Origin of the sequence: Streptomyces ureilyticus, from assembly GCF_011045025.1 — a bacterium.
Taxonomy (GTDB): Bacteria; Actinomycetota; Actinomycetes; order Streptomycetales; family Streptomycetaceae; genus Streptomyces; species Streptomyces ureilyticus.
This window is the reverse complement of record NZ_JAAKZX010000040.1, coordinates 1-18,437: the sequence shown is the minus strand read 5'-3', so window position 1 is coordinate 18,437 and position 18,437 is coordinate 1. Positions and strand designations below refer to the sequence as shown.

Here is an 18,437-nt window from a genome sequence, read left to right as displayed (position 1 = left end):
TGCGGAAGGTGACCATGGCGCACAGCGACAGCGCACCTCGCCGTACCCAACTCCCCACCGGGTGGCGGCGCCTGGCCGTGCGGCTGCCGATCCTGCTCTTCCGCGTGGGGCTGGGGCCGCTCTTCGGGAAACGGTTCCTCCTGCTGCACCACGTCGGCCGTTTCAGCGGCCTCGACCGCCGGGTGATCCTGGAAGTGGTGTCCCACGACCCGGCCGGTGCGAGCTGGACCGTCGCCTCCGGCTTCGGGCCGAAGGCCGACTGGTACCAGAACCTGCGTCGGCAGCCGAAGACCCTCATCCAGTCCGGCAACCGCCTGCGCGCCGTCACCGCCCGCTTCCTCTCACCCGACGAAGGCGCCGAGGCCATGGCCGACTACGCCCGGCGGCACCCCCGTACGGCCCGCCGCCTGTGCGCCTTCATGGGCCTTCCTGCGGACGGCGGTGAGGCGTCGTTCCGCGAGGCGGGGCGAACCATCCCCTTCGTCCGGCTCGACGACGCCTACGGAAGCCGCCGCCCCCGACGCGGAATCGAGTAGGTGGGTCGAGTCGCCCGGCCCACCTACCTCTCACACCACCGGGGATGCGGGCCATGCGTCCGGCGCGACATCCACAGACAGCCACCGCGGCACACGCCCCGCCGCCCGAGGCGTAGCGGAAAGTGACCCAAAGCCTGGCGATCTCATTTTGCACCATGCAATGATCAGGCAGGGGAGCCGACGGCCGACTGCTGTCCGGCGCCCAGGAGGGAACCGGCAAGGCAATGCGGCACAGGACGGCACCGGCAGGCCGTCGGCCCCCCGCCGAGCGCGGAGTCGCGCGGAATGTTCAGGGGTGAGGCGGGCACTGTCCACAAACGTGAACAGGAGGGGAAGGGGGGATCATGACCACCCAAGGGCCAGGCGGCGGCCAGGGGACGCCCGAAGAGAGGGACGGCACGCTGTCCGGCTCCGAGGAGGTCTGGCTGAAGTTCCTCGCGGACAGCGAGGGCGCCATTCGTCGTTCCGCTCCCAGGGAACCCTCCGCCCGGGAGCGCGCGACGCGGCGGCACCCCGGAACTATCGACGCGGACAGTGCGGAGCGGCGGTCGCGGCATCCGTATGAAAAGCCGGCCTACTGTGAGACGGACGCGGTGGGCGAAATGTGGCAGCCGGACGACCCGTGGGCCGGCCCGACCTGGCGGGAGCTGGACGGCCGCGCCAGGCTCCGGCGCGTCAGCCGCGTAATGGTCACGGCTGCCGCGATCACTTTGGCCTTGGGCGCCTGGTCCTGGCTTTCCACCAGCGCGGACACCCCGGACGGACGGCCGGACGGCACCATCGTGCAGCAGGTGGAGGACGCACCCCCCGGGCAGTCCCCGGCAACCCGTTTCCCAACCGGACCCGCCTGACCCAGCAGTCGGTAGCCCAACCGCCGCGTGGAGGGAGCCGACAGCCGCGAACCATGGCACTATGCAAAGGTGCTCCGCCGCAGGCGTCCGCGAAGAGGACGTCGTCCGGGGCTGGAGCGCCGGGAAGCCTGGTCGGCACGGAAGATCGCCGTACGCCAAGAGGGGACTCGGCCGTGTCAGCCATCCAGGTCGCGCTCAACCGGTCGATGCTCCTCGAAGGTGCGCTCGGCGCCGCCGTCGTCGACTACATCAGCCGCATGCCGCTCGGCGCCCTGAGCCACCGGAAGGATCTCGACCTGAACCGGGTGGCCCACGGCGCCACCGATGTCGTACGCGCCCATCTCTCCGCCCTGAACCTGATGGGCCGCAAGCCGGAACAGCTCGAGGACATCCTGATCACCCTCGACGGCGAGTACCACCTCCTCCGCCCGCTGACCCGCCGGACCCACGAGGGGCTCTTCCTCCTGCTGGTCCTGGACCGCGAGCGCGCCGAGCCGGACACCGCGCGCCAGGAACTTCGCCGGATCGAGACCCTGTTGTGAGAACGGCTGCGAGAACGGCGCCGCGGAGGGAGCCCGTCTCATCGGGCTCGATCACCGTCGCGGACTCGTGCCGCACGAAATCGGCGCAGGCTCTGTGAGCCGGGGCGCGCTACAGCAGCGCCAGCAAGAGCACGGCTCCCAGCAGGAAGACGGCCCACCAGACCATCAGGTGGGTCGGCCATGGCGTCGCGAGCTTTGCCTCCGGACGCAAAGGGCGGGTGGTCGCGCTCCACAGATTTCCGCCATGGTGGCGCAGCGGTGGGCCCAGGGTGCGGCGCAGCCGGGGGACGGCGCGGGAGAGCGCGTGCCAGCTGCGCGGCAGCACCCGGCGGTAGACCACGTCGGTGTCCAGGTTGACCGAGCGGAGCTCCGGGGGGTACAGGCCGGTGCGGACCAGCAGGGTGAAGGCCATCGAGGCGAGCAGGAGCAGTTGCAGCTGGTTGATCACGTGCGGGGTTGTGTAGGGCACGTAGTCCACTGGGTGTGGGAGGAGTTCGTACAGCAGGTTCGGCGCCACCCCGATGCCCACGCAGATGAGGGCAGCCAGCGTCATGGCCACGCGCATGTTGACCGGGGCCTCGGCCACCCGGTGGCCGCGGTCATGGGCGAAGAAGGCGAAGTACGGGATCTTGATGCCGGCGTGGTGGAAGACGCCGGCCGAGGCGAAGAGGAGCAGCAGCCAGACCACGGTCAGGTGTTCCTGTCCGACCGCCTCCATGATCATCGATTTGGTGGCGAACGCGGAGAACAGCGGGAAGGCGGAGATGGAGGCCGCGCCGACCATGCACAGGGCCGCCGTCTGGGGCATGGACTTGTAGAGGCCGCCGAGTTCGGAGCCCTTGGTGGTGCCCGTACGCAGCAGCACTGCGCCCATGGCCATGAACAGCAGGCTCTTGAACACCATGTCCGCCACGGCGTGCGCGCTCGCGCCGTTGACCCCGAGGGCGCCGCCGATGCCGACGCCCGCGACCATGAACCCCAGCTGGTTGATCATGCTGTAGGCGAGCACCCGGCGCAGGTCGTTCTCGATCACGGCGTAGAAGATCGGGAAGACCGTCATGGCCGCGCCGACCCAGATCAGCAGGTCGGTGCCCGGGAAGCCGCGGGCCAGTACGTAGACCGCGAGCTTGGTCGTGAACGGGGACAGTGCCACCGCGCCGACGACGGTCGCCTCGGGGTAGGTGTCGGTCAGCCAGGCGTGCAGGAGCGGGAAGGCGCACTTGATGCCCACCGCGAGGAGGATCAGGGCGTCGCCGGGGCCGTTCAGCCCGAGGTAGCCGAATTCGATGCCTTCGCCGGCCTGGACCCGCAGCGCGATTCCGGCCAGCATCAGCAGGCCGGAGATCAGTTGCGCGACCAGGTAACGCATTCCCGCGCGGTAGCTGCGTTCGGTGCGGCCCGCCCAGATCAGGAAGGCAGAGGACAGGCCGGCGAGCTCCCAGAACACGAACAGGGTCACCAGGTCACCGGCGAGTGCGCCGCCGATCGCGGTGCCGGAGTAGAGCAGGATGAGCGCCTGCTCCAGGGGGCTCCGCAGGTGCAGGGCGTAGATCGAGGTCAGCAGGGCGGCGACCAGGAAGCCTGTGGCGAACAGACGGGACAGGGCGTCGATCCGTACCGGGGTCAGCTCCAGGCCGAAGAGCGCGAAGGTGGCTCCGGGTCCTTCGGGCAGCAGCCACAGCATGATCAGGCCCGCCACCGGGAGCAGCAGCATGAGGGCGCGGCGTGGCAGGCCGCGCAGCAGCGGCACGCCGGCCGCGCCGAGCATCAGCAGCAGAGCGGGGCTGGTCATCATCGCGGTCCCGTAGCGGGGGGTTCGTGGCGGTCCTGTTCCGGCGGGTCGTAGTAGTCCTCGTCGCGCCGCAGCAGCCGCCGCAGCTCCTTGGCCACGAGCACCAGCGTCACGCTGCCCACAAAGCCGTAGACGGCGTAGAAGCCGGGCCACCCTTCGACGGAGAAGTGGGGGTGCTTGGTGTAGAGGAAGTCGGCCAGCAGGGACAGCGCGCACAGCACGGCCAAGCCGTACACGAGGCGGGTCACGTTGCGCGGCTCGTCCAGCCAGCGGCGGTCGTCGGGCGCGCGATCGTTGTCGGGCGCGCGGTGGTCGTCGGGCGCGCGATCGTTGTCGGGCCGGTGTCGGTCGTCGCTCACGGCAGCTCCAGGGTCCTGGCCAGGGGGGCGAGCACGGCGTCCGCACCGAAGAAGAGGGCGACGCAGCCGAGTGCGGTCAGGGTCAGCGGCCCGGTCATCACGAGCGGGGCCTCACCGTGCGCCGCCAGGCCGGCCGGCGGCCGCAGGAACGCGCGCACCGCGATCGGCATCAGGTAGGCCACGGCGAGCAGCGAGCCGGCGAGCAGCACTACGAGCGGTACGACCTGGTCCGCCTCGGCGGTGCCGAGAAGCATTAGCCACTTGCTCCAGGTGCCGCCCGTCGGAGGCAGGCCGATGATCGAGACCGTGGCCGTCAGGAACGCCGCGAACGTCCACGGCATCGCGCGGCCGAGCCCGTCCAGCTCGCTGACGCGGGTCTTCCCGGCCGTGACCGCGATCGCGCCCGCGCACAGGAACAGGGTGATCTTGCCGACCGCGTGGGTGACCATGTGCAGGGCGCCGCCCGCGGCGGCGACCTCGTGGGCCAGCGTCGCGGCCAGCACGATGTAGGCGAGCTGGCTGACCGTCGAGTAGGCCAGCCGGCGCTTGAGGTTGTCCGACCGTATCGCCACGATGGCGGCGGCGATCAGCGTGAACGCCGCCACCCACGTCATCGGCACCGCGGCACCGCTCTCGCGCAGCGTGTCCAGGCCGAACACGTACACCGCGACCTTCAGGACCGTGAAGACCCCGGCCTTGACCACGGCCACCGCGTGCAGCAGCGCCGACACCGGGGCGGGTGCCACCATGGCCGCGGGCAGCCAGCGGTGTACCGGCATCAGCGCCGCCTTGCCGATGCCGAACAGGTAGAGCGCGAAGAGCAGGGTGAGCACCCCGGATCCTGCCTGGCCCGCCAGGATGCCATCGGGACGGAAGTCGGTGGTGCCGGCCAGGACCCAGGTCCAGATGATCGCGGGCAGCAGCAGCCCGATGGACGTGACGAGCAGCACCACCACGTACGTACGTGCCCCGCGCCGGGCCTCCTTGTCGCCGTGGTGCGCCACCAGCGGCCAGGTCGCCAGGGTCATCAGCTCGTAGCCGATGAGCAGGGTGACCAGGTTGGCCGACAGGGCGATCCACATCGCGGACGCGATCGTCAGCGCGAAGAAGGCGAAGAACCTGTCCAGGGCGGGCTCCCGCGCGGCGCGCAGGTAACCGGCGGCGTAGACGGTGCTGACCGGCCAGAGCACGGCGGCGACCGAGGCGAACAGCAGGCCCAGCGGTTCGAGGGCGAACTCCAGTGACAGGCCGGGCAGCCACGTCCACAGCTCGAAGCGCAGCCCGTCGTCGGCCGCCGGCCACAGGGTGAGCACCACGCCCGTCAGCGCGAGGCCGCAGGCCACCGAGGCCGCCTCACGTGCGAGGGGCCGGTGCCGCAGGAGCAGTACGGCAGCGCAGGCCAGCAGGGGGATGGCCACCGCGGTCGGCAGGGCGGCGGCCCGGTCGGGGGAGGTCCAGGCGGCGGTCAGCTCAGCCACCTCCCTTGCCGAGCAGCGCTTCGGCCGCGGCGTCGGCGAGGTGGGCCGGCAGGGAGGCGTCGATCCCGAAGTAGAGGGACAGCAGGACGAGGAACCAGATGGCCGCGACCATGGACGCCGGTGGGCGCGGCGGTTCGGCTCCGTCGGGCGGTTCGCGGAACCAGGCGACCTCGACCACGCGGCCGACGTAGACCAGGGCGAGCAGCGAGCCGGCCAGCATGGCCACGAGCACGGGCCACTGGTCGCGCTCGACCAGTGCCGTCACCAGTGCCCATTTGCTGACGAATCCCGCGGCCGGCGGCACCCCGACCAGGCCGAGGCCGGCGACCACGAACGCGGCGAACGTCCAGGGCATCCGGCGGCCGATCCCGGCCAGCGCCGAAAGGCGGACCGAGCCGAGCCTGAGCAGCAGCAGCCCGGCGATCGCGAACAGCGCGGCCTTGGTCACCGAGTGCGTGATCATGTGCAGGTACGCGGCGGAGACGCCGGCCGTGGTGGCCAGGCTGACTCCGGCCACGATGTAGCCGACCTGCGCGACGCTGGACCAGGCCAGCACATACCGCAGGTCGTCCTGGAAGCATGCGGCGGCGGAGCCCGCCAGGATCCCGAGGGCGGCCAGGAGCAGGCCGATCCGGTCGACGGGCATCTTCCCGAACACCAGCGAGGCGCCGAAGACGGTGAAGGCGAACCGGCAGAACACGTAGATCGCGACCTTGGTTCCGGTGGCGGCGACGAACGTGCTCACCGCGGACGGGGCTTCCCCGTAGGCCGCGGGCAGCCAGGCGTGCAGCGGGAAGACGGCCATCTTGACCGCGAGGCCGACGAAGACGAAGACCACGGCGGCCTGCAGCGCACGGTTGTCGTGGCTGCCGGTCAGCCGCCCGGCCAGGTCGTCCATGTTCAGGGTGCCGGTGACCGCGTACGCCAGGCCGATGCCGATCAGCATGAACGTCGCCCCGATGGTGCCGATCACCAGGTAGCGGAAACCTGCCAGCAGCGCCTGTCTGCGACGCCCCATGGCGATCATCGTGTACGTCGACAGGGAGCTGATCTCCAGGAACACGAACGCGTTGAACACGTCCCCGGTGATCGTCAGTCCCAGCAGCCCGGCCAGGGTGAGACACAGGCAGGCGTACAGCAGCGTGGCCCGCCGGGAATCGAGCTCGGCCGCGACACTGCGACGGCCGTAGACCGCGACGACCACGGCGGTCAGCGACACCAGCAGCAGCACCGGGGTGTTGAAGCCGTTCACCACGAATTCGATGCCGTACGGCGGCTGCCAGTCGCCCATCGCGTACCGCAGCGCCCCGGCCTCGTCCACACGCTCGGCCAGCCAGACGGCACAGGTCAGCGAGGCCACGGCGGCGGCGAGGAACAGCAGCCACGCCACGAGCCGGGAGCGCAGCAGCACACACAGCGGCGCGCAGAGCAGTGGGACCGCCACCTGAAGCACCGGCAGCTGACCCGTCATGAGCCACCGCCGTCCTGCTCGGCTGCCCGCTCACGGTCCTGCTCGGCGACGCGTTCGGTGCTGTCGATTTCGAGTACCTCGTCCTCCTCGACCGTGCCGTAGGCCTCGAAGATCCGGACGGCCAGGGCCAGCCCCACCGCGAGCGTGGCGACGCCGACCACGATGGCGGTGAGTATCAGCACCTGCGGCAGCGGGTGGGAGTAGGTCTCGACGTCGTCAGAGATGATCGGCGCGCTGCCGCCGTCCCGCTTGCCGAGGCTGATGTAGAAGAGGAAGACCCCGACCTGGAAGAGGCTGAGGCCGATCAGTTTCTTCAGCAGGTTGCCGTGGCTGATGACGACGTAGAGCCCGATCAGCATCAGGGCGAAGAACGTCCAGTAGACGTAGTGGGAGGCGATCACCGTGCCACCCCCCGGCCCGCGAAGCCGAAGAAGATCGTCGTCATGACGGATGCGACGGTGATGCCGATGGCCGTCTCGACCACCAGGATCCCGAGATGCTGCCCGGTCTCGGGGTGGCTCGCGAGGACGTCGTAGTCCAGGAAGGAGCCGCCGAGCAGCATGGTGGTCACACCGACCCCGATGTAGAGCAGCAGGCCGAGCGAGACCAGGAACCACAGCGCGGCACGCGGCACCACGCGCTGCGCCCGGTCAAGGCCGAACACCAGACCGTAGAGCACGAAGCCGGACGCGAAGATCACGCCGGCCTGGAAGCCGCCGCCGGGGCCGTAGTCGCCGTGGAAGAGCACGTAGAGCGCGAACAGCAGGATGAACGGCATGAGCGTGCCGCTGACGACGCGGATGACGCGGTAGTCGGCGAGATGGAAGTCCGCGGCCGGCCGGGTCTGCTCCGGCCGCGCCAGCGGGCCGAGCAGCGACAGTACGGCCAGGCCCGCGGTGAAGACGACGACCAGCTCACCCAGGGTGTCGAGCCCTCGGTAACTGGCCAGCACTGAGGTGACGGTGTTGGGGATGCCGATGTCCTCCTGGGACTGGTGCAGGTACTCGTCGGTGACCGGGTGGCGTTGCACGGGGCTGTCGGCGCTGCCGAACTCGGGCAGATCGAGGCTGGCGTAGCCGAGCGTGCCGCCGACCAGCAGCACGGCGATCGCGCCGGGCAGGCGCCGCCGACGGGGTGTGACGGACTCCGAGGAGCGGGTCAGCGCGAGCACACCGAGGAGCAGCACCGTGCTGATGCCGACGCCGACCGCGGCTTCCGTGAACGCCACGTCCACGGCGTCGAGGAGGACGAAGAGGCATGCGGTGGCCAGGCTGAACAGCGCCGCCAGCATCGTGGCCTCGTACAGCGCGCGCAGCCGCGTGATGGTCACCGCGGTCGCCGTGAGGATGGCGAGCAGCGATACGTTGATCAGGGTGAAGGTCGTCGTCACCGGCGCGGGTCACCCTTCCGCCACATGGGCACGCCGTCCCGTCGCGCGGCGTGCGCCAGGATGTGCGTCGCGGTCGGACTGGTCAGCGCCAGGAACAGCAGAATGATCAGCAGGCGGACCGCGGTGTTCCAGGTGTCCACCCGCAGCAGCAGGCCCAGCAGGATCAATCCGGCACCGGCGGAGTCGGTGATGCCGGCGGCGTGGATGCGGGTGTAGAAGTCCGGGAAGCGCAGCATGCCCACCCCGCCGGTGAGTACGGCCAGGGCGCCGGCGATCAACAGCGCGCCGCTCAGCACCTCGAGGACACTCACTTTCCCTCGCCCCTCTCCGTGTCGCTCACGAGTTCCTGGTAGTGGGTCAGGCGGAGCACCGCGACGGTGGCGACGAAGTTGACCAACGCGTAGAGGATGCCGATGTCGAGGAACTCGGGCCTTCCGAAGAGGAAACCGGCCACCGCGACGAACAGCACGGTCTTGGTGCCGAACGTGTTGACCGCGAGGATGCGGTTGTAGCGGCCGGGGCCCATGAAGGCGCGCAGCAGCGTGAGCACCATCGTGACCAGCAACGCCGCCATGACGGCGAAGATCATCGTTGCGCCTCCGTCTGCCGCACCCGCCTCAGCATGAGCCCTTTGCGGAGCTCGTCGACGCCGGACCGTTCCAGGCTGTGCACCTCTATGTGGTTCGCCTCGACATCCAGCGACAGCGTGCCCGGGGTCAGCGTGATCGAGTTCGCGTAGACCACCTGCGACAGCTCCTGCAGGTGCGGCGTCGGAATCGGCTCCACCACGGGCCGCAGGTCCGGGCGCGGCGACCAGACCTTCCGCGCCACCGCGAACGTCGAGACGAGCACGCTCCCACTCAGCCACAGGAAATACCGCGGCAGCCGCAGGGCGAAGGCGAACGTCACGCTCCGGTGGTCGAGACCGGCTCGCCGGGTCAGCCAGCAGACCACGGCGACCGAGAGCGCACCGAGCGCCAGCAGCAGCGGCTCGTAGTGACCGGAGAGCAGCAGCCAGAACACGACGGGAAGCGGAGCGGTCCGGAGGAAGCGCATGGTGTTCTTGCGCCGGGGTTGCTGCTGCGCGCTCGCGGCGCCGGCGGAGTCATGGTCGAGCAGGCTCACACAGCTCCCTCACGGTCGCGCCGACCGGTCGGCCGGGTGCCGAGGACGGTGATCTGCTGGTTGGGCCCGGCGTACACGTGCCGGGCGCCGACGGACGACAGCGCGCACCCCGCAGCGGGCGGGAGAGCGTGGACCGCCGGTGTGCGCCGGTCGGGAAGGCCGCCTGCGAGCTCCCGCGACGATGGCCATTCGGCGTGCACATTCCTGGTCATCGGGGCGTGCCCTCGGCCGCGGTGGCGAGCAGGCCGAGCAGGCGGTTGGCGGTGACGATCCCGAGGATCCCGCCTCCTTCCCGTTCGACCAGGGCGAAGGGGCACTGTCGCCGTACCATCAACTCGGCGATCTCCACGGCCGTCGCTCGCGGCCCGACCCTCGGAATGCGCAGCGCAACCCAGGTGAGGACGTCGCGGACGCGGGTGCCGACCATCGTTGCGGCTATCCGGTCGGCATGGCCCTCGTCGATGACGTGGGTGAGGCCGGGATCGTCCAGTAAATAGTGGGGAAGCGCTGCCCGGAGCAGGTCGACCGACGACATACAGCCGATCAGTTCGCCCTGTTCGTCAGCGACGACGAGGCCGGGCAGACCGTGTCGGGAGACCATCTGTACGGCGGACAGGATGTCGTCGTCCGGGAGCGCGGTCGGCAAGGTCTCGATGACATCGGCGGCATGCATGCGTGTCTCCCGTCATCGAAACATCGGCGCGGGCACCTCGATTACCACGATTATCTGGGACGTCGTGAACATGGCCAACGTCCGACGTGGTCAATCAGTGGCCCACATTCTTTGCCGACGACCGGCAAGAAGGGCTTTGCCACGCCGCAGGCAGCGCTCTCCTGCCGGACAGCCGGTAGTGGTCGGGCGCGCGACATAGCAAGCTGGCCGGTGTGCCACAGCATGAGAAACGAATCGAGCCAACCATGACGAGGGGAACGTCATCGGTCCCCGCCGGTGCAGAGCCGCCCAGTGCGGCAGACCTCGCCGTGGCAGCCCTCGCCGGACGGGCGAGCGATGAGGCGCGCGGCGTACCGGCGGATCTCCTGGAGGGGTACCTGCCCATGCTGGCCAAGGTCAGCACGGGAGGACGGCTCCGCCCGGACGAGCTCCGCCGTCGGCGCGACATCGGCGCCCGCGCGGCCGAGCAGAACGTGCCCATCCGCGGAGTCGTCGACCTCTACCTGAGCGCGACGTGGCTCGCCTGGCCCTCCTTGCCCGGTGTGCGGGAGGCCTCAGGCGCGGACGCACTGCGCCGGATCGGCGAGGCGGTCTTCCGCGCCGCCGACGCGGCGATCACGACGGTGGCTGAAGGGTACGAAGAGGCCCAGCGCTGGTCACTGCGCCAGGAGGAGTCGTTCCGGCGTGAGTTCGTCGACGACCTCCTCGACGGGCGCAATGTCGAGACCCTGGTGGGACGCGCCGAACGGTACGGCCTGCGGCTCGCCGGCAGCTATGTGGTGATCGTGGCGGCGGGCCCGCAGCCGTTCGTCGACGGCGGCCCGATGACCCGCCAGGTCGAGTCCCTCGTCGGCCTCGACCCCGCGAGCAGAGACGTACTCGTGACGACGAGGGACAGTCTGCTGGTGTGCATCGTGCCCGACGTGCGCCGCACCGTAGAGGAGTTCGTCACGCGCGTCATGGAGAACCTGGGGCCCGACGGCGCCTGGCGCGTCGGCGTCGGACGCCCGCAACGTGGGCCCGGCGGTGCGGTCCGGTCCTTCGAGCAGGCCCGGCAGGCCCTGCAGATCGGCCAGCGCCTGCAACTGCCCGGCCACGTGCACCGAGCGTCCGACCTGCTCGTCTACCAGGTACTGATCCGGGACAGGAGCGCGCTCGCCGACCTCGTCGAGGAGGTCCTGGAGCCGATCAGAAAGGCACGCACCGGCCCTGGCACCCTGCTGCACACGCTGGCGACGTACTACGCGGCGGACAGGGTGGCGACCGCAGCGGCGCGTGAACTGCACGTCGGGGTACGGACCGTGACGTACCGCCTCGACCGGGTCGAGAAACTGACCGGGTACTCGGTGCACGACCCGCAACAGAGCTTCACACTGCAGGTCGCAGTCCTCGGGGCACAGCTGCTCGGCTGGCCCGAGGGGTCCTGACTCCTACCCGCGACCGGCCAGCGGGCCGACGAAGGCGTAGGTAGGGATACCGGCGTCCGCCGTCACTCCTGGGCCAAGCATCGCGGACAGGACCTGACCTATATGACGCCTACGGTCGTGCCATGACGCAAACGCAGAAGATTCTTGTCACCGGCGCCACCGGAACCGTCGGCCGTCAGGTCGTCGCCGAACTGCTCGCCCGCGGCCACGCGGTCCGCGCCCTCACCCGGGATCCGGCGACGGCCAACCTCCCGGCCGGCGTCGAGGTCGTCCAGGGCGACCTGACCGCACCCGACAGCCTGATCCCGGCCCTGGAGGGCGTCACCGGTCTCCATCTGATCACCTTCGGCGGGCCCTACTTCGCTCCACTGGAGAGCGGCCTGCGGATCCTCGAGCTGGCCCGCGCGGCCGGCGTACGCCGGATCACCGTGCTGCACGGCGGCGGGCCGTCCCTGCTGGAGGACGCCGTGCGGGCCGACGACGGTGTCGACTGGACCGTGCTCATGCCGGTCGAGTTCATGGCCAACGCCCTGGAGTGGGCGGACCAGATCGTGGCCTCGGGCGAAGTCCGCGAGCCGTTCGTCTCCCGGCTCAGCGCCATGGTCCACGAGGGCGACATCGGCGCCGTCGCCGCGGTCGCGCTCACCGAGGAGGGCCACGGCGGCCAGGAGTACGTGATCACCGGCCCCGAACTGCTGACCGTCGGCGACAAGGTGGCGACGATCGCCGCCGCCTGCGGCCGGGAGATCGCTCTGGTCGAGCTGACCGAGGACGAGGCCGTCGCGCGGTGGCGGGCGGCGGGCCACCCGGAAGAGGTGATCGGCTTCCTGCTCGAGGCGTACGGGAACACCCCGGAGGTGGGCCGTACGGTCGTCGACACCGTCGAGAAGGTCACCGGCCACCCGGCCCGCACTTTCGCCCAGTGGGCGGCGCAGCACGCGGACACCTTCACGGCAACCGCCCCCGCCGCCACGGCATAGCCCCGGCGTAGTGCGTGGGACGGACGCGGAAGGAACCGCAACACCGGTGACGACCACGTCCGCGCCCGCGCCCGGGGGCCGGGGCCGCCCGACGTCCGACAGCGCAACGGACACGACGCCCCACTCACAGCCAGGGTGGGGCGTCGTCATGCGCACCCGATTCCGGAGAGTGAGCGTTCGCTCCGCCTGCCTCACGTACCGTGGCTTCGCATGACCGACTCCGAGATCGAGATCACCGCAGAGCTGGTCCGCGACCTGCTGCAGGAGCAGCATCCAGACCTCGCGGGGCTGGCCATCCGCGAGGTGGCGGGCGGCTGGGGCAACCAAATGTGGCGCCTCGGGGACGAGTTGGCCGTACGCATGCAGCGCATGGACCCCACCCCGGAGCTCCAGCTCAAGGAGCGGCGGTGGCTGCCCGTGCTGGCCCCGCGCCTGCCGCTCCCGGTGCCGACCCCGGTGCGGTTCGGCGAACCGTCCGAGCGCTTCCCCAAGCACTGGACCGTGATGACGTGGGTTCCCGGCGAGCCACTCGACTACGCCTCGATCAGCCGCGGCGAGCACGCGGCCGACACTCTGGCGGGCTTCCTCAGGGCGCTCCATGTGGAGGCGCCCGCCGAGGCGCCGGCCAGTTCGGACCGCGGCGCTCACCCCAAGGAGTGCACGGGCGGCTTCGAGGAGTTCCTGCAAGGCATTGCCCCCGGCGGCCTTGGCGCCGACGTCCGGGCCGTCCGGGACGTCTGGGACGACGCCGTCGCGGCGCCCGAGTGGGAGGGCCCGCCGGTATGGCTGCACGGTGATCTCCATCCCGCGAATGTCGTGGTCTCGGACGGGACGCTCTCGGGCGTGGTCGATTTCGGTGACCTCTTCGCCGGTGATCCGGCGTGGGACCTCGCGGCCGCATGGCTGCTCCTTCCCGCGGGCGCGGCCTCACGGTTCTTCGAGGCGTACGCACATGCGGACGAGGCGACGGTCCGGCGCGCCCGAGGGCTGGCTGCCATGAAGAGCCTTTTCCTCATCCTCATGGGCCAGGCCGGAGATCGGGGCCTGCCTGGCGGCAAGCCGACATGGGGACCCGCGGGCCGGGCGGCGCTCGATCGCGTACTGACATCCCACTTGGGCCGGCCCTCGCCCGCATAGGCCCCGCTCCCCTCACCTGACACAGGAAGCCCAAGAAGCAGTCTCAGCACGGGGATTGACTGTGAAAGCGCTTTCCTCCTACCGTTCCTGCGGCAAGGCGAACAAGGTTCGAAATGTCGAACTCGGAGCGATTTCCGACTGACGCGTGTCCGGTGCCCCGTGGGCCCAGGTCTTTTGTGCGCGACGTACGAGACGTACGACGAGGAGAAGGAGTCGAGGCCGGATGGGCACGCAGAGGAGATTCGGGTGGGGGTCGGTCGCCGCGGCAGCCGCCATGGCGCTGGCGGCGGGAGTGGTCAATGCCCCCGCCGCGTACACCGCGGAGGATCCCGTCGAGGTCATGGTCAACGGGGACGACGTGCGCCTCGACAACGTGAACGGCTTGACGTACAAGGGACTTGGCCTGCTCAGCTGCAACAGCACGACCAATCTGCTGATGGATTACAAGGCGGAGCAGCCCGACCGGTACTGGCAGCTCGTCAAGGTGCTGTTCGGCGGGAAGAACCCGCTGATCAACCACGTCAAGATCGAGATGGGGACGGACACGAACACGTCGACCGGTTCCGATCCGGCGACGATGCGCACAGCGGACGAACTCGCCGATTCGTCCCGCTCCCCCGGCTTTCAATTGGCCGCCGACGCCAAGACGGTCAACCGAAATCTGAAGGTCTCGATTCTCCGCTGGGAAATGCCCGAGTGGGTCCAGAACGAATGGGACAAGGGCACCGGCACCGACGAGATGTACAAGTGGTACAAGGAGACGATCCTCGACGCGTACGAGAAGTACGGGTACATGGTCGACTACGTCAATCCGGACAAGAACGAGACGCGCACCCCCGACATCTCCTTCATCAAGTGGTACAAGAACGCGCTGGTGAAGGACACGGACTTCGCCGACGCACGGTACGGACTGACGCCCCGGCAGCAGAAGGCGGCCGCGAAGGCGTACCACGACATCAAGATCACCGCATCGGACGAGAACACCACGAAGAACATCGGCCCCGCCCTGCTCACGGACGCCGAACTCTTCGGCATGGTCGACGCGGTGGGCTACCACTACACCACCGACGACCGGCTGGACGGCGCCCCCGACAGCGCCACGTACCGGCCGTACACGAAGCTGGCGACCGGTGACAACACGTACGGCCAGGACAAAGAGGTCTGGTACAGCGAGGGCGTCGGCTCCTTCGGCCACACCGATTACCGCGTCAACAACACCGACGGCCCCAATGGCGCGAGCACCGGAATCGGCGGCGTCCAAAGCGCCCTCGACCTCGCGAACCGTTCCGTCAAGAGCTACGCGAACTCGAAGCGGACGCATTACATCTTCCAGCCGGCGATCGGTTCCTTCTACGAAGGCGCCCAGTACAGCCACAAGGAACTCGTCAGCGCCCGCGATCCATGGTCGGGCTATCTCCATTACGACGCGGCCCTCTATGTGATGCAGCACTTCACCCAGTTCGCCAAGACCGGCTGGGAGAACGACACCAACACGGCGGGTATTTGGCGCACCGTTCCGGAGGCCAGTTACAGCGGGGTGAGCGGCACCGAGAACGTCGACGGGTCGAACGGGGCGCCGAGTTATATGACGCTCGCTGATCCCCGTAAGAAGGACTTCTCGACGGTCGTGGTCAACGACAGTGACCAGCCCAAGACTTACCGCATCAAGGCCGAGAACATGCGGCTCGGCTCGGACCCGACCATGGAGGTCTGGGAAACCCGCGCGGCGGACGCGGGACAGGCCTACGACGCGAACTTCAAGCACCTCGCCGACCAGATCCGGCCCGGCGGCGACGGCTACTACACCTACACCGTCAAGCCGCGGTCGATCGTGACCCTCACGACGCTGGACAAGAGCCGCGACAAGGCGACGAAGCAACGTCTGCCCAAGTCCGGGGACCGCACGGTGCTCGACACCGACGCCACCGGCAAGAAGCGCAACACCCGCGACGACGTCCTGTACGCCGACGACTTCGGCTACGAGGAGGAGGGCAGGGTCCGGGTCGGCACCGCCGACGGCACGCACAAGGTGTCCCAGCCCTACCTGACGTCCCGTGGCAACCAGCCGCGCTACATGGTCGACCAGACCGGCGCCTGGGAGGTCGGGAAGGACGCGCGCGGCGACAACGTGCTGTACCAGTACATGGACCAGTCCATGAAGGACACCCACGCCTGGAACCGGCACACGCCGAACACCACGGTCGGCGACTTCCGCTGGGAGAGCTACAAGGCCACGGTCGACGTCTCCTTCCCGGACCCGGCCGGCGGGCTCGCCTCCCTGGGCGTCCGCCAGCAGAAGGGCATGGCGATCAGCGACGCCGCCTACAACGTGCGTATCCGCCCGGACGGCACCTGGACGTTCTACGAGTACGGCACCGCGATCAAGACGGGAACGGTCGCCGCGTCCGACGGCTACCGCCTCGCCATCGAGGCGAAGGGCGCGACGGTCACGGCGTTCATCGACGGGAAAGCGGTCGCCACGTACGAGGATCCGACTCCGCAGACCCAGGGCCGCGTCAAGCTCGGCAGCGACTTCTACAAGACGGGCTTCGACAACCTGAAGGTCGAGAAGATCGACGGGTACACGCCCTACACCGGCACCCAGCTCGACAACATGGATAGTTCGGTCACTTACGACGGTGCCTGGAGCCGGAAGGCCTCACTCGGCGACGCGATGGACTGGTACCGGTCGACGTCGACGAGCACGGCCGCCGGCGCGTCCTTCACCGTCCCGTTCACCGGTACGGGGATCGACGTCATCGGCGGCAACGACGGCAGCGCCGTTCTCGATGTCTACGTCGACGGCAAGCCCGTCGCGGTGGACGCGAAGACCGCCGCCGTCGACAAGCGCCTCGCGACGTACACGCTGCGCGGCCTGCCTGACGGCAAGCACACGGTGAAGTTCGTCCTCAAGTCCGGAAAGATCGTTCTCGACGCGTTCAACGTCGTTCCCGGTGAGGACCGCCGCACGAGGGGCTGAGCCGCAGCGGATCGCCGCCGTTGTCGTGCGCGTCACGGGACCCGAGTTCCCTGGTGGCGACGCGACAACGGCGGTCGACCGCCACGCCGGGCAACAGCGCAATCGACAGGCCTGGCAACAGCGTGATCGACGAGCGGGCCTCGACGTGTCGCTCAACGGCCGCTTACCGTCGCGGACATGACTGCCTCGAACCCCGCCCCGCCGTCCGCCGAAGCCTTCTGGGCCGATGCCGAGAGGCACCTCGTCCGGTACGGAGGTGAGTTCACTCGCGAGATCATCGAGGGTGCCGCCGGGAGTTTCCTGTTCACGGCGGACGGCCGGAAGATCCTCGACTTCACCTCCGGCCAGATGAGCGCGATCCTCGGCCACTCGCACCCGGAGATCGTCGCGACCGTCCAGCGGCAGGTCGCGAGCCTCGACCACCTCTTCAGCGGCATGCTCAGCCGCCCGGTGGTCGACCTCGCCCGGCGGCTGGCCGGCACATTGCCCGCGCCGCTGGAGAAGGCGCTGCTGCTGACGACCGGCGCCGAGTCGAACGAGGCCGCCATCCGGATGGCCAAGCTCGTCACCGGCCGGCACGAGATCGTCTCGTTCGCGCGGTCCTGGCACGGCATGACGCAGGCCGCCGCGTCCGCCACGTACAGCACGGGACGCAAGGGTTACGGCCCGGCCGCGCCCGGCAACTTCGCCATCCCGGTGCCGAACGCGTACCGGCCCGACTTCACCACGGCCGACGGCGCACTGGACTGGCGCCGCCAGCTGGACTTCTCCTTCGACCTGATCGACGCCCAGTCGACCGGCAGCCTGGCCGCGTGCCTCGTCGAACCGATTCTCAGCTCGGGCGGCATCATCGAACCGCCGCCCGGGTACTTCGCGGCCTTGCAGGAAAAATGCCGGGAACGCGGCATGCTGCTGATCCTCGACGAGGCCCAGACCGGCCTCTGCCGCACCGGGACCTGGTACGCCTTCGAGCGCGACGGCATCGTCCCCGACATCCTCACCCTGTCCAAGACCCTCGGTGCCGGACTGCCCCTCGCGGCCGTGGTCACCAGCGCCGAGATCGAGCAGGAGGCGTACGAGCGCGGGTTCCTGTTCTTCACCACGCATGTCGCCGACCCGCTGGTGGCCGCGGTCGGCAACACCGTCCTCGACGTGCTGACCGACGACAAGCTCGACGAGCGCGCGCGATCGCTCGGCGCGTTCCTCCGCCAGGGTCTGGAGGACATGGCCGGTCGCCACCCGATCGTCGGCGACATCCGCGGCCGGGGTCTGCTGGCCGGTCTCGAACTCGTCGTCGACCGCGAGACGAAGCGGAGCTCGAACGAGCTGGGCGCGCGGGTCACGCGGCGCTGCCTCGAACTCGGCCTGCACATGAACATCATCCAGTTCCCCGGCATGGGAGGAGTCCTGCGGATGGCACCGCCGCTGACCGCCACCGAGGAGGAGCTGTCGCTCGGCTTGACGATTCTGGACCAGGCGATCGCCGAGACCTGCGCCGCACTCTGAGACGCCGGACTCTGAGACCCCGCGCTCCGAAACGCCGCACTCCGAGACGCCGGGACTTCGGACTGCCGTAGTGATACGGACATCTTCTGGCCCGTGACCGGACCGTTGTCCACGGCTACTTTGTGGAACGGCAAGCGAGTTGGCCGGGGAAACGGGCGGGGTCGGAGAAGAGCACCTGCTCGCATCGGTC

General features: G+C 69.5%; 19 protein-coding genes. 8 read left to right on the top strand and 11 right to left on the bottom strand.

Annotation, left to right across the window (positions count from 1 at the left end):
• The first annotated feature begins 14 nt into the window (after positions 1–14).
• From G6048_RS15375 to G6048_RS15365, 3 genes are all read left to right on the top strand, one after another.
• On the top strand, positions 15–536 hold the full coding sequence (locus tag G6048_RS15375; RefSeq protein WP_165340121.1) for a nitroreductase family deazaflavin-dependent oxidoreductase: 522 nt from the start codon (positions 15–17) through the stop codon (positions 534–536).
• Between the two features lie 344 nt (positions 537–880).
• A complete protein-coding gene (locus G6048_RS15370; protein ID WP_165340089.1) occupies positions 881–1,387 on the top strand; it encodes a hypothetical protein in 507 nt (168 codons plus the stop codon).
• Positions 1,388–1,560: 173 nt separating this feature from the next.
• Complete coding sequence (locus tag G6048_RS15365; protein WP_328826039.1) at positions 1,561–1,929, top strand: hypothetical protein; 369 nt, start codon at positions 1,561–1,563, stop codon at positions 1,927–1,929.
• 109 nt (positions 1,930–2,038) lie between these two features.
• On the opposite strand, the gene G6048_RS15360 is transcribed toward G6048_RS15365, so the two are convergent.
• The 11 genes from G6048_RS15360 to G6048_RS15310 are packed head-to-tail and all read right to left on the bottom strand — an operon-like array spanning position 2,039 to position 10,217.
• On the bottom strand, positions 2,039–3,721 hold the full coding sequence (locus G6048_RS15360; protein WP_206341627.1) for a Na(+)/H(+) antiporter subunit D: 1,683 nt from the start codon (positions 3,719–3,721) through the stop codon (positions 2,039–2,041).
• Entirely contained in the window at positions 3,721–4,080 is a 360-nt protein-coding gene (locus G6048_RS15355; protein WP_206341626.1) for a hypothetical protein, read from the bottom strand. The genes G6048_RS15360 and G6048_RS15355 overlap by 1 nt, the downstream gene beginning before the upstream one ends.
• Positions 4,077–5,558: a proton-conducting transporter transmembrane domain-containing protein gene (locus G6048_RS15350; protein WP_206341625.1), complete on the bottom strand. Its 1,482-nt coding sequence runs from the start codon at positions 5,556–5,558 to the stop codon at positions 4,077–4,079. The genes G6048_RS15355 and G6048_RS15350 overlap by 4 nt, the downstream gene beginning before the upstream one ends.
• Entirely contained in the window at positions 5,551–7,029 is a 1,479-nt protein-coding gene (locus tag G6048_RS15345; protein WP_165340087.1) for a monovalent cation/H+ antiporter subunit D family protein, read from the bottom strand. Before G6048_RS15345 ends, G6048_RS15350 begins: the two co-directional genes overlap by 8 nt.
• Entirely contained in the window at positions 7,026–7,430 is a 405-nt protein-coding gene (locus G6048_RS15340; RefSeq protein WP_206341624.1) for a cation:proton antiporter subunit C, read from the bottom strand. The genes G6048_RS15345 and G6048_RS15340 overlap by 4 nt, the downstream gene beginning before the upstream one ends.
• Positions 7,427–8,419, bottom strand: a complete 993-nt coding sequence (locus G6048_RS15335; protein WP_206341623.1) for a DUF4040 domain-containing protein — start codon at positions 8,417–8,419, stop codon at positions 7,427–7,429. The genes G6048_RS15340 and G6048_RS15335 overlap by 4 nt, the downstream gene beginning before the upstream one ends.
• Complete coding sequence (mnhG, locus tag G6048_RS15330) at positions 8,416–8,730, bottom strand: monovalent cation/H(+) antiporter subunit G (protein WP_206341622.1); 315 nt, start codon at positions 8,728–8,730, stop codon at positions 8,416–8,418. The genes G6048_RS15335 and mnhG overlap by 4 nt, the downstream gene beginning before the upstream one ends.
• Positions 8,727–9,008, bottom strand: a complete 282-nt coding sequence (locus G6048_RS15325; RefSeq protein WP_165340086.1) for a monovalent cation/H+ antiporter complex subunit F — start codon at positions 9,006–9,008, stop codon at positions 8,727–8,729. Before G6048_RS15325 ends, mnhG begins: the two co-directional genes overlap by 4 nt.
• Complete coding sequence (locus G6048_RS15320) at positions 9,005–9,544, bottom strand: Na+/H+ antiporter subunit E (protein ID WP_165340085.1); 540 nt, start codon at positions 9,542–9,544, stop codon at positions 9,005–9,007. The genes G6048_RS15325 and G6048_RS15320 overlap by 4 nt, the downstream gene beginning before the upstream one ends.
• On the bottom strand, positions 9,541–9,756 hold the full coding sequence (locus G6048_RS15315; protein ID WP_165340084.1) for a hypothetical protein: 216 nt from the start codon (positions 9,754–9,756) through the stop codon (positions 9,541–9,543). Before G6048_RS15315 ends, G6048_RS15320 begins: the two co-directional genes overlap by 4 nt.
• On the bottom strand, positions 9,753–10,217 hold the full coding sequence (locus tag G6048_RS15310; RefSeq protein WP_165340083.1) for a CBS domain-containing protein: 465 nt from the start codon (positions 10,215–10,217) through the stop codon (positions 9,753–9,755). The genes G6048_RS15315 and G6048_RS15310 overlap by 4 nt, the downstream gene beginning before the upstream one ends.
• A 245-nt stretch (positions 10,218–10,462) precedes the next feature.
• Here G6048_RS15310 and G6048_RS15305 point away from each other — a divergent pair, with 245 nt between their 5' ends.
• From G6048_RS15305 to G6048_RS15280, 5 genes are all read left to right on the top strand, one after another.
• A complete protein-coding gene (locus tag G6048_RS15305) occupies positions 10,463–11,644 on the top strand; it encodes a PucR family transcriptional regulator (RefSeq protein ID WP_235989877.1) in 1,182 nt (393 codons plus the stop codon).
• A 122-nt stretch (positions 11,645–11,766) separates the two neighbouring features.
• A complete protein-coding gene (locus G6048_RS15300) occupies positions 11,767–12,624 on the top strand; it encodes an NmrA family NAD(P)-binding protein (RefSeq protein WP_165340082.1) in 858 nt (285 codons plus the stop codon).
• Positions 12,625–12,834: 210 nt separating this feature from the next.
• Positions 12,835–13,761 (top strand): aminoglycoside phosphotransferase family protein, encoded by a 927-nt coding sequence (locus G6048_RS15295; protein ID WP_165340081.1) that lies wholly within the window; start codon positions 12,835–12,837, stop codon positions 13,759–13,761.
• Between the two features lie 223 nt (positions 13,762–13,984).
• The gene (locus tag G6048_RS15290; protein ID WP_235989876.1) at positions 13,985–16,741 is read left to right on the top strand and encodes a GH59 galactosidase; all 2,757 of its coding nucleotides are present in this window, start codon (positions 13,985–13,987) and stop codon (positions 16,739–16,741) included.
• A 177-nt stretch (positions 16,742–16,918) separates the two neighbouring features.
• A complete protein-coding gene (locus tag G6048_RS15280) occupies positions 16,919–18,247 on the top strand; it encodes an aspartate aminotransferase family protein (RefSeq protein WP_165340080.1) in 1,329 nt (442 codons plus the stop codon).
• Positions 18,248–18,437: the final 190 nt, after the last annotated feature.

Coding starts and splice junctions, on each gene's coding strand:
- G6048_RS15375 (WP_165340121.1), top strand. CDS start 15: ATGGCGCACAGCGACAGCGCACCTCGCCGTACCCAACTCCCCACCGGG.
- G6048_RS15370 (WP_165340089.1), top strand. CDS start 881: ATGACCACCCAAGGGCCAGGCGGCGGCCAGGGGACGCCCGAAGAGAGG.
- G6048_RS15360 (WP_206341627.1), bottom strand. CDS start 3,721: ATGACCAGCCCCGCTCTGCTGCTGATGCTCGGCGCGGCCGGCGTGCCG.
- G6048_RS15345 (WP_165340087.1), bottom strand. CDS start 7,029: ATGACGGGTCAGCTGCCGGTGCTTCAGGTGGCGGTCCCACTGCTCTGC.
- G6048_RS15325 (WP_165340086.1), bottom strand. CDS start 9,008: ATGATCTTCGCCGTCATGGCGGCGTTGCTGGTCACGATGGTGCTCACG.
- G6048_RS15315 (WP_165340084.1), bottom strand. CDS start 9,756: ATGACCAGGAATGTGCACGCCGAATGGCCATCGTCGCGGGAGCTCGCA.
- G6048_RS15310 (WP_165340083.1), bottom strand. CDS start 10,217: ATGCATGCCGCCGATGTCATCGAGACCTTGCCGACCGCGCTCCCGGAC.
- G6048_RS15305 (WP_235989877.1), top strand. CDS start 10,463: ATGACGAGGGGAACGTCATCGGTCCCCGCCGGTGCAGAGCCGCCCAGT.
- G6048_RS15300 (WP_165340082.1), top strand. CDS start 11,767: ATGACGCAAACGCAGAAGATTCTTGTCACCGGCGCCACCGGAACCGTC.
- G6048_RS15295 (WP_165340081.1), top strand. CDS start 12,835: ATGACCGACTCCGAGATCGAGATCACCGCAGAGCTGGTCCGCGACCTG.
- G6048_RS15290 (WP_235989876.1), top strand. CDS start 13,985: ATGGGCACGCAGAGGAGATTCGGGTGGGGGTCGGTCGCCGCGGCAGCC.
- G6048_RS15280 (WP_165340080.1), top strand. CDS start 16,919: ATGACTGCCTCGAACCCCGCCCCGCCGTCCGCCGAAGCCTTCTGGGCC.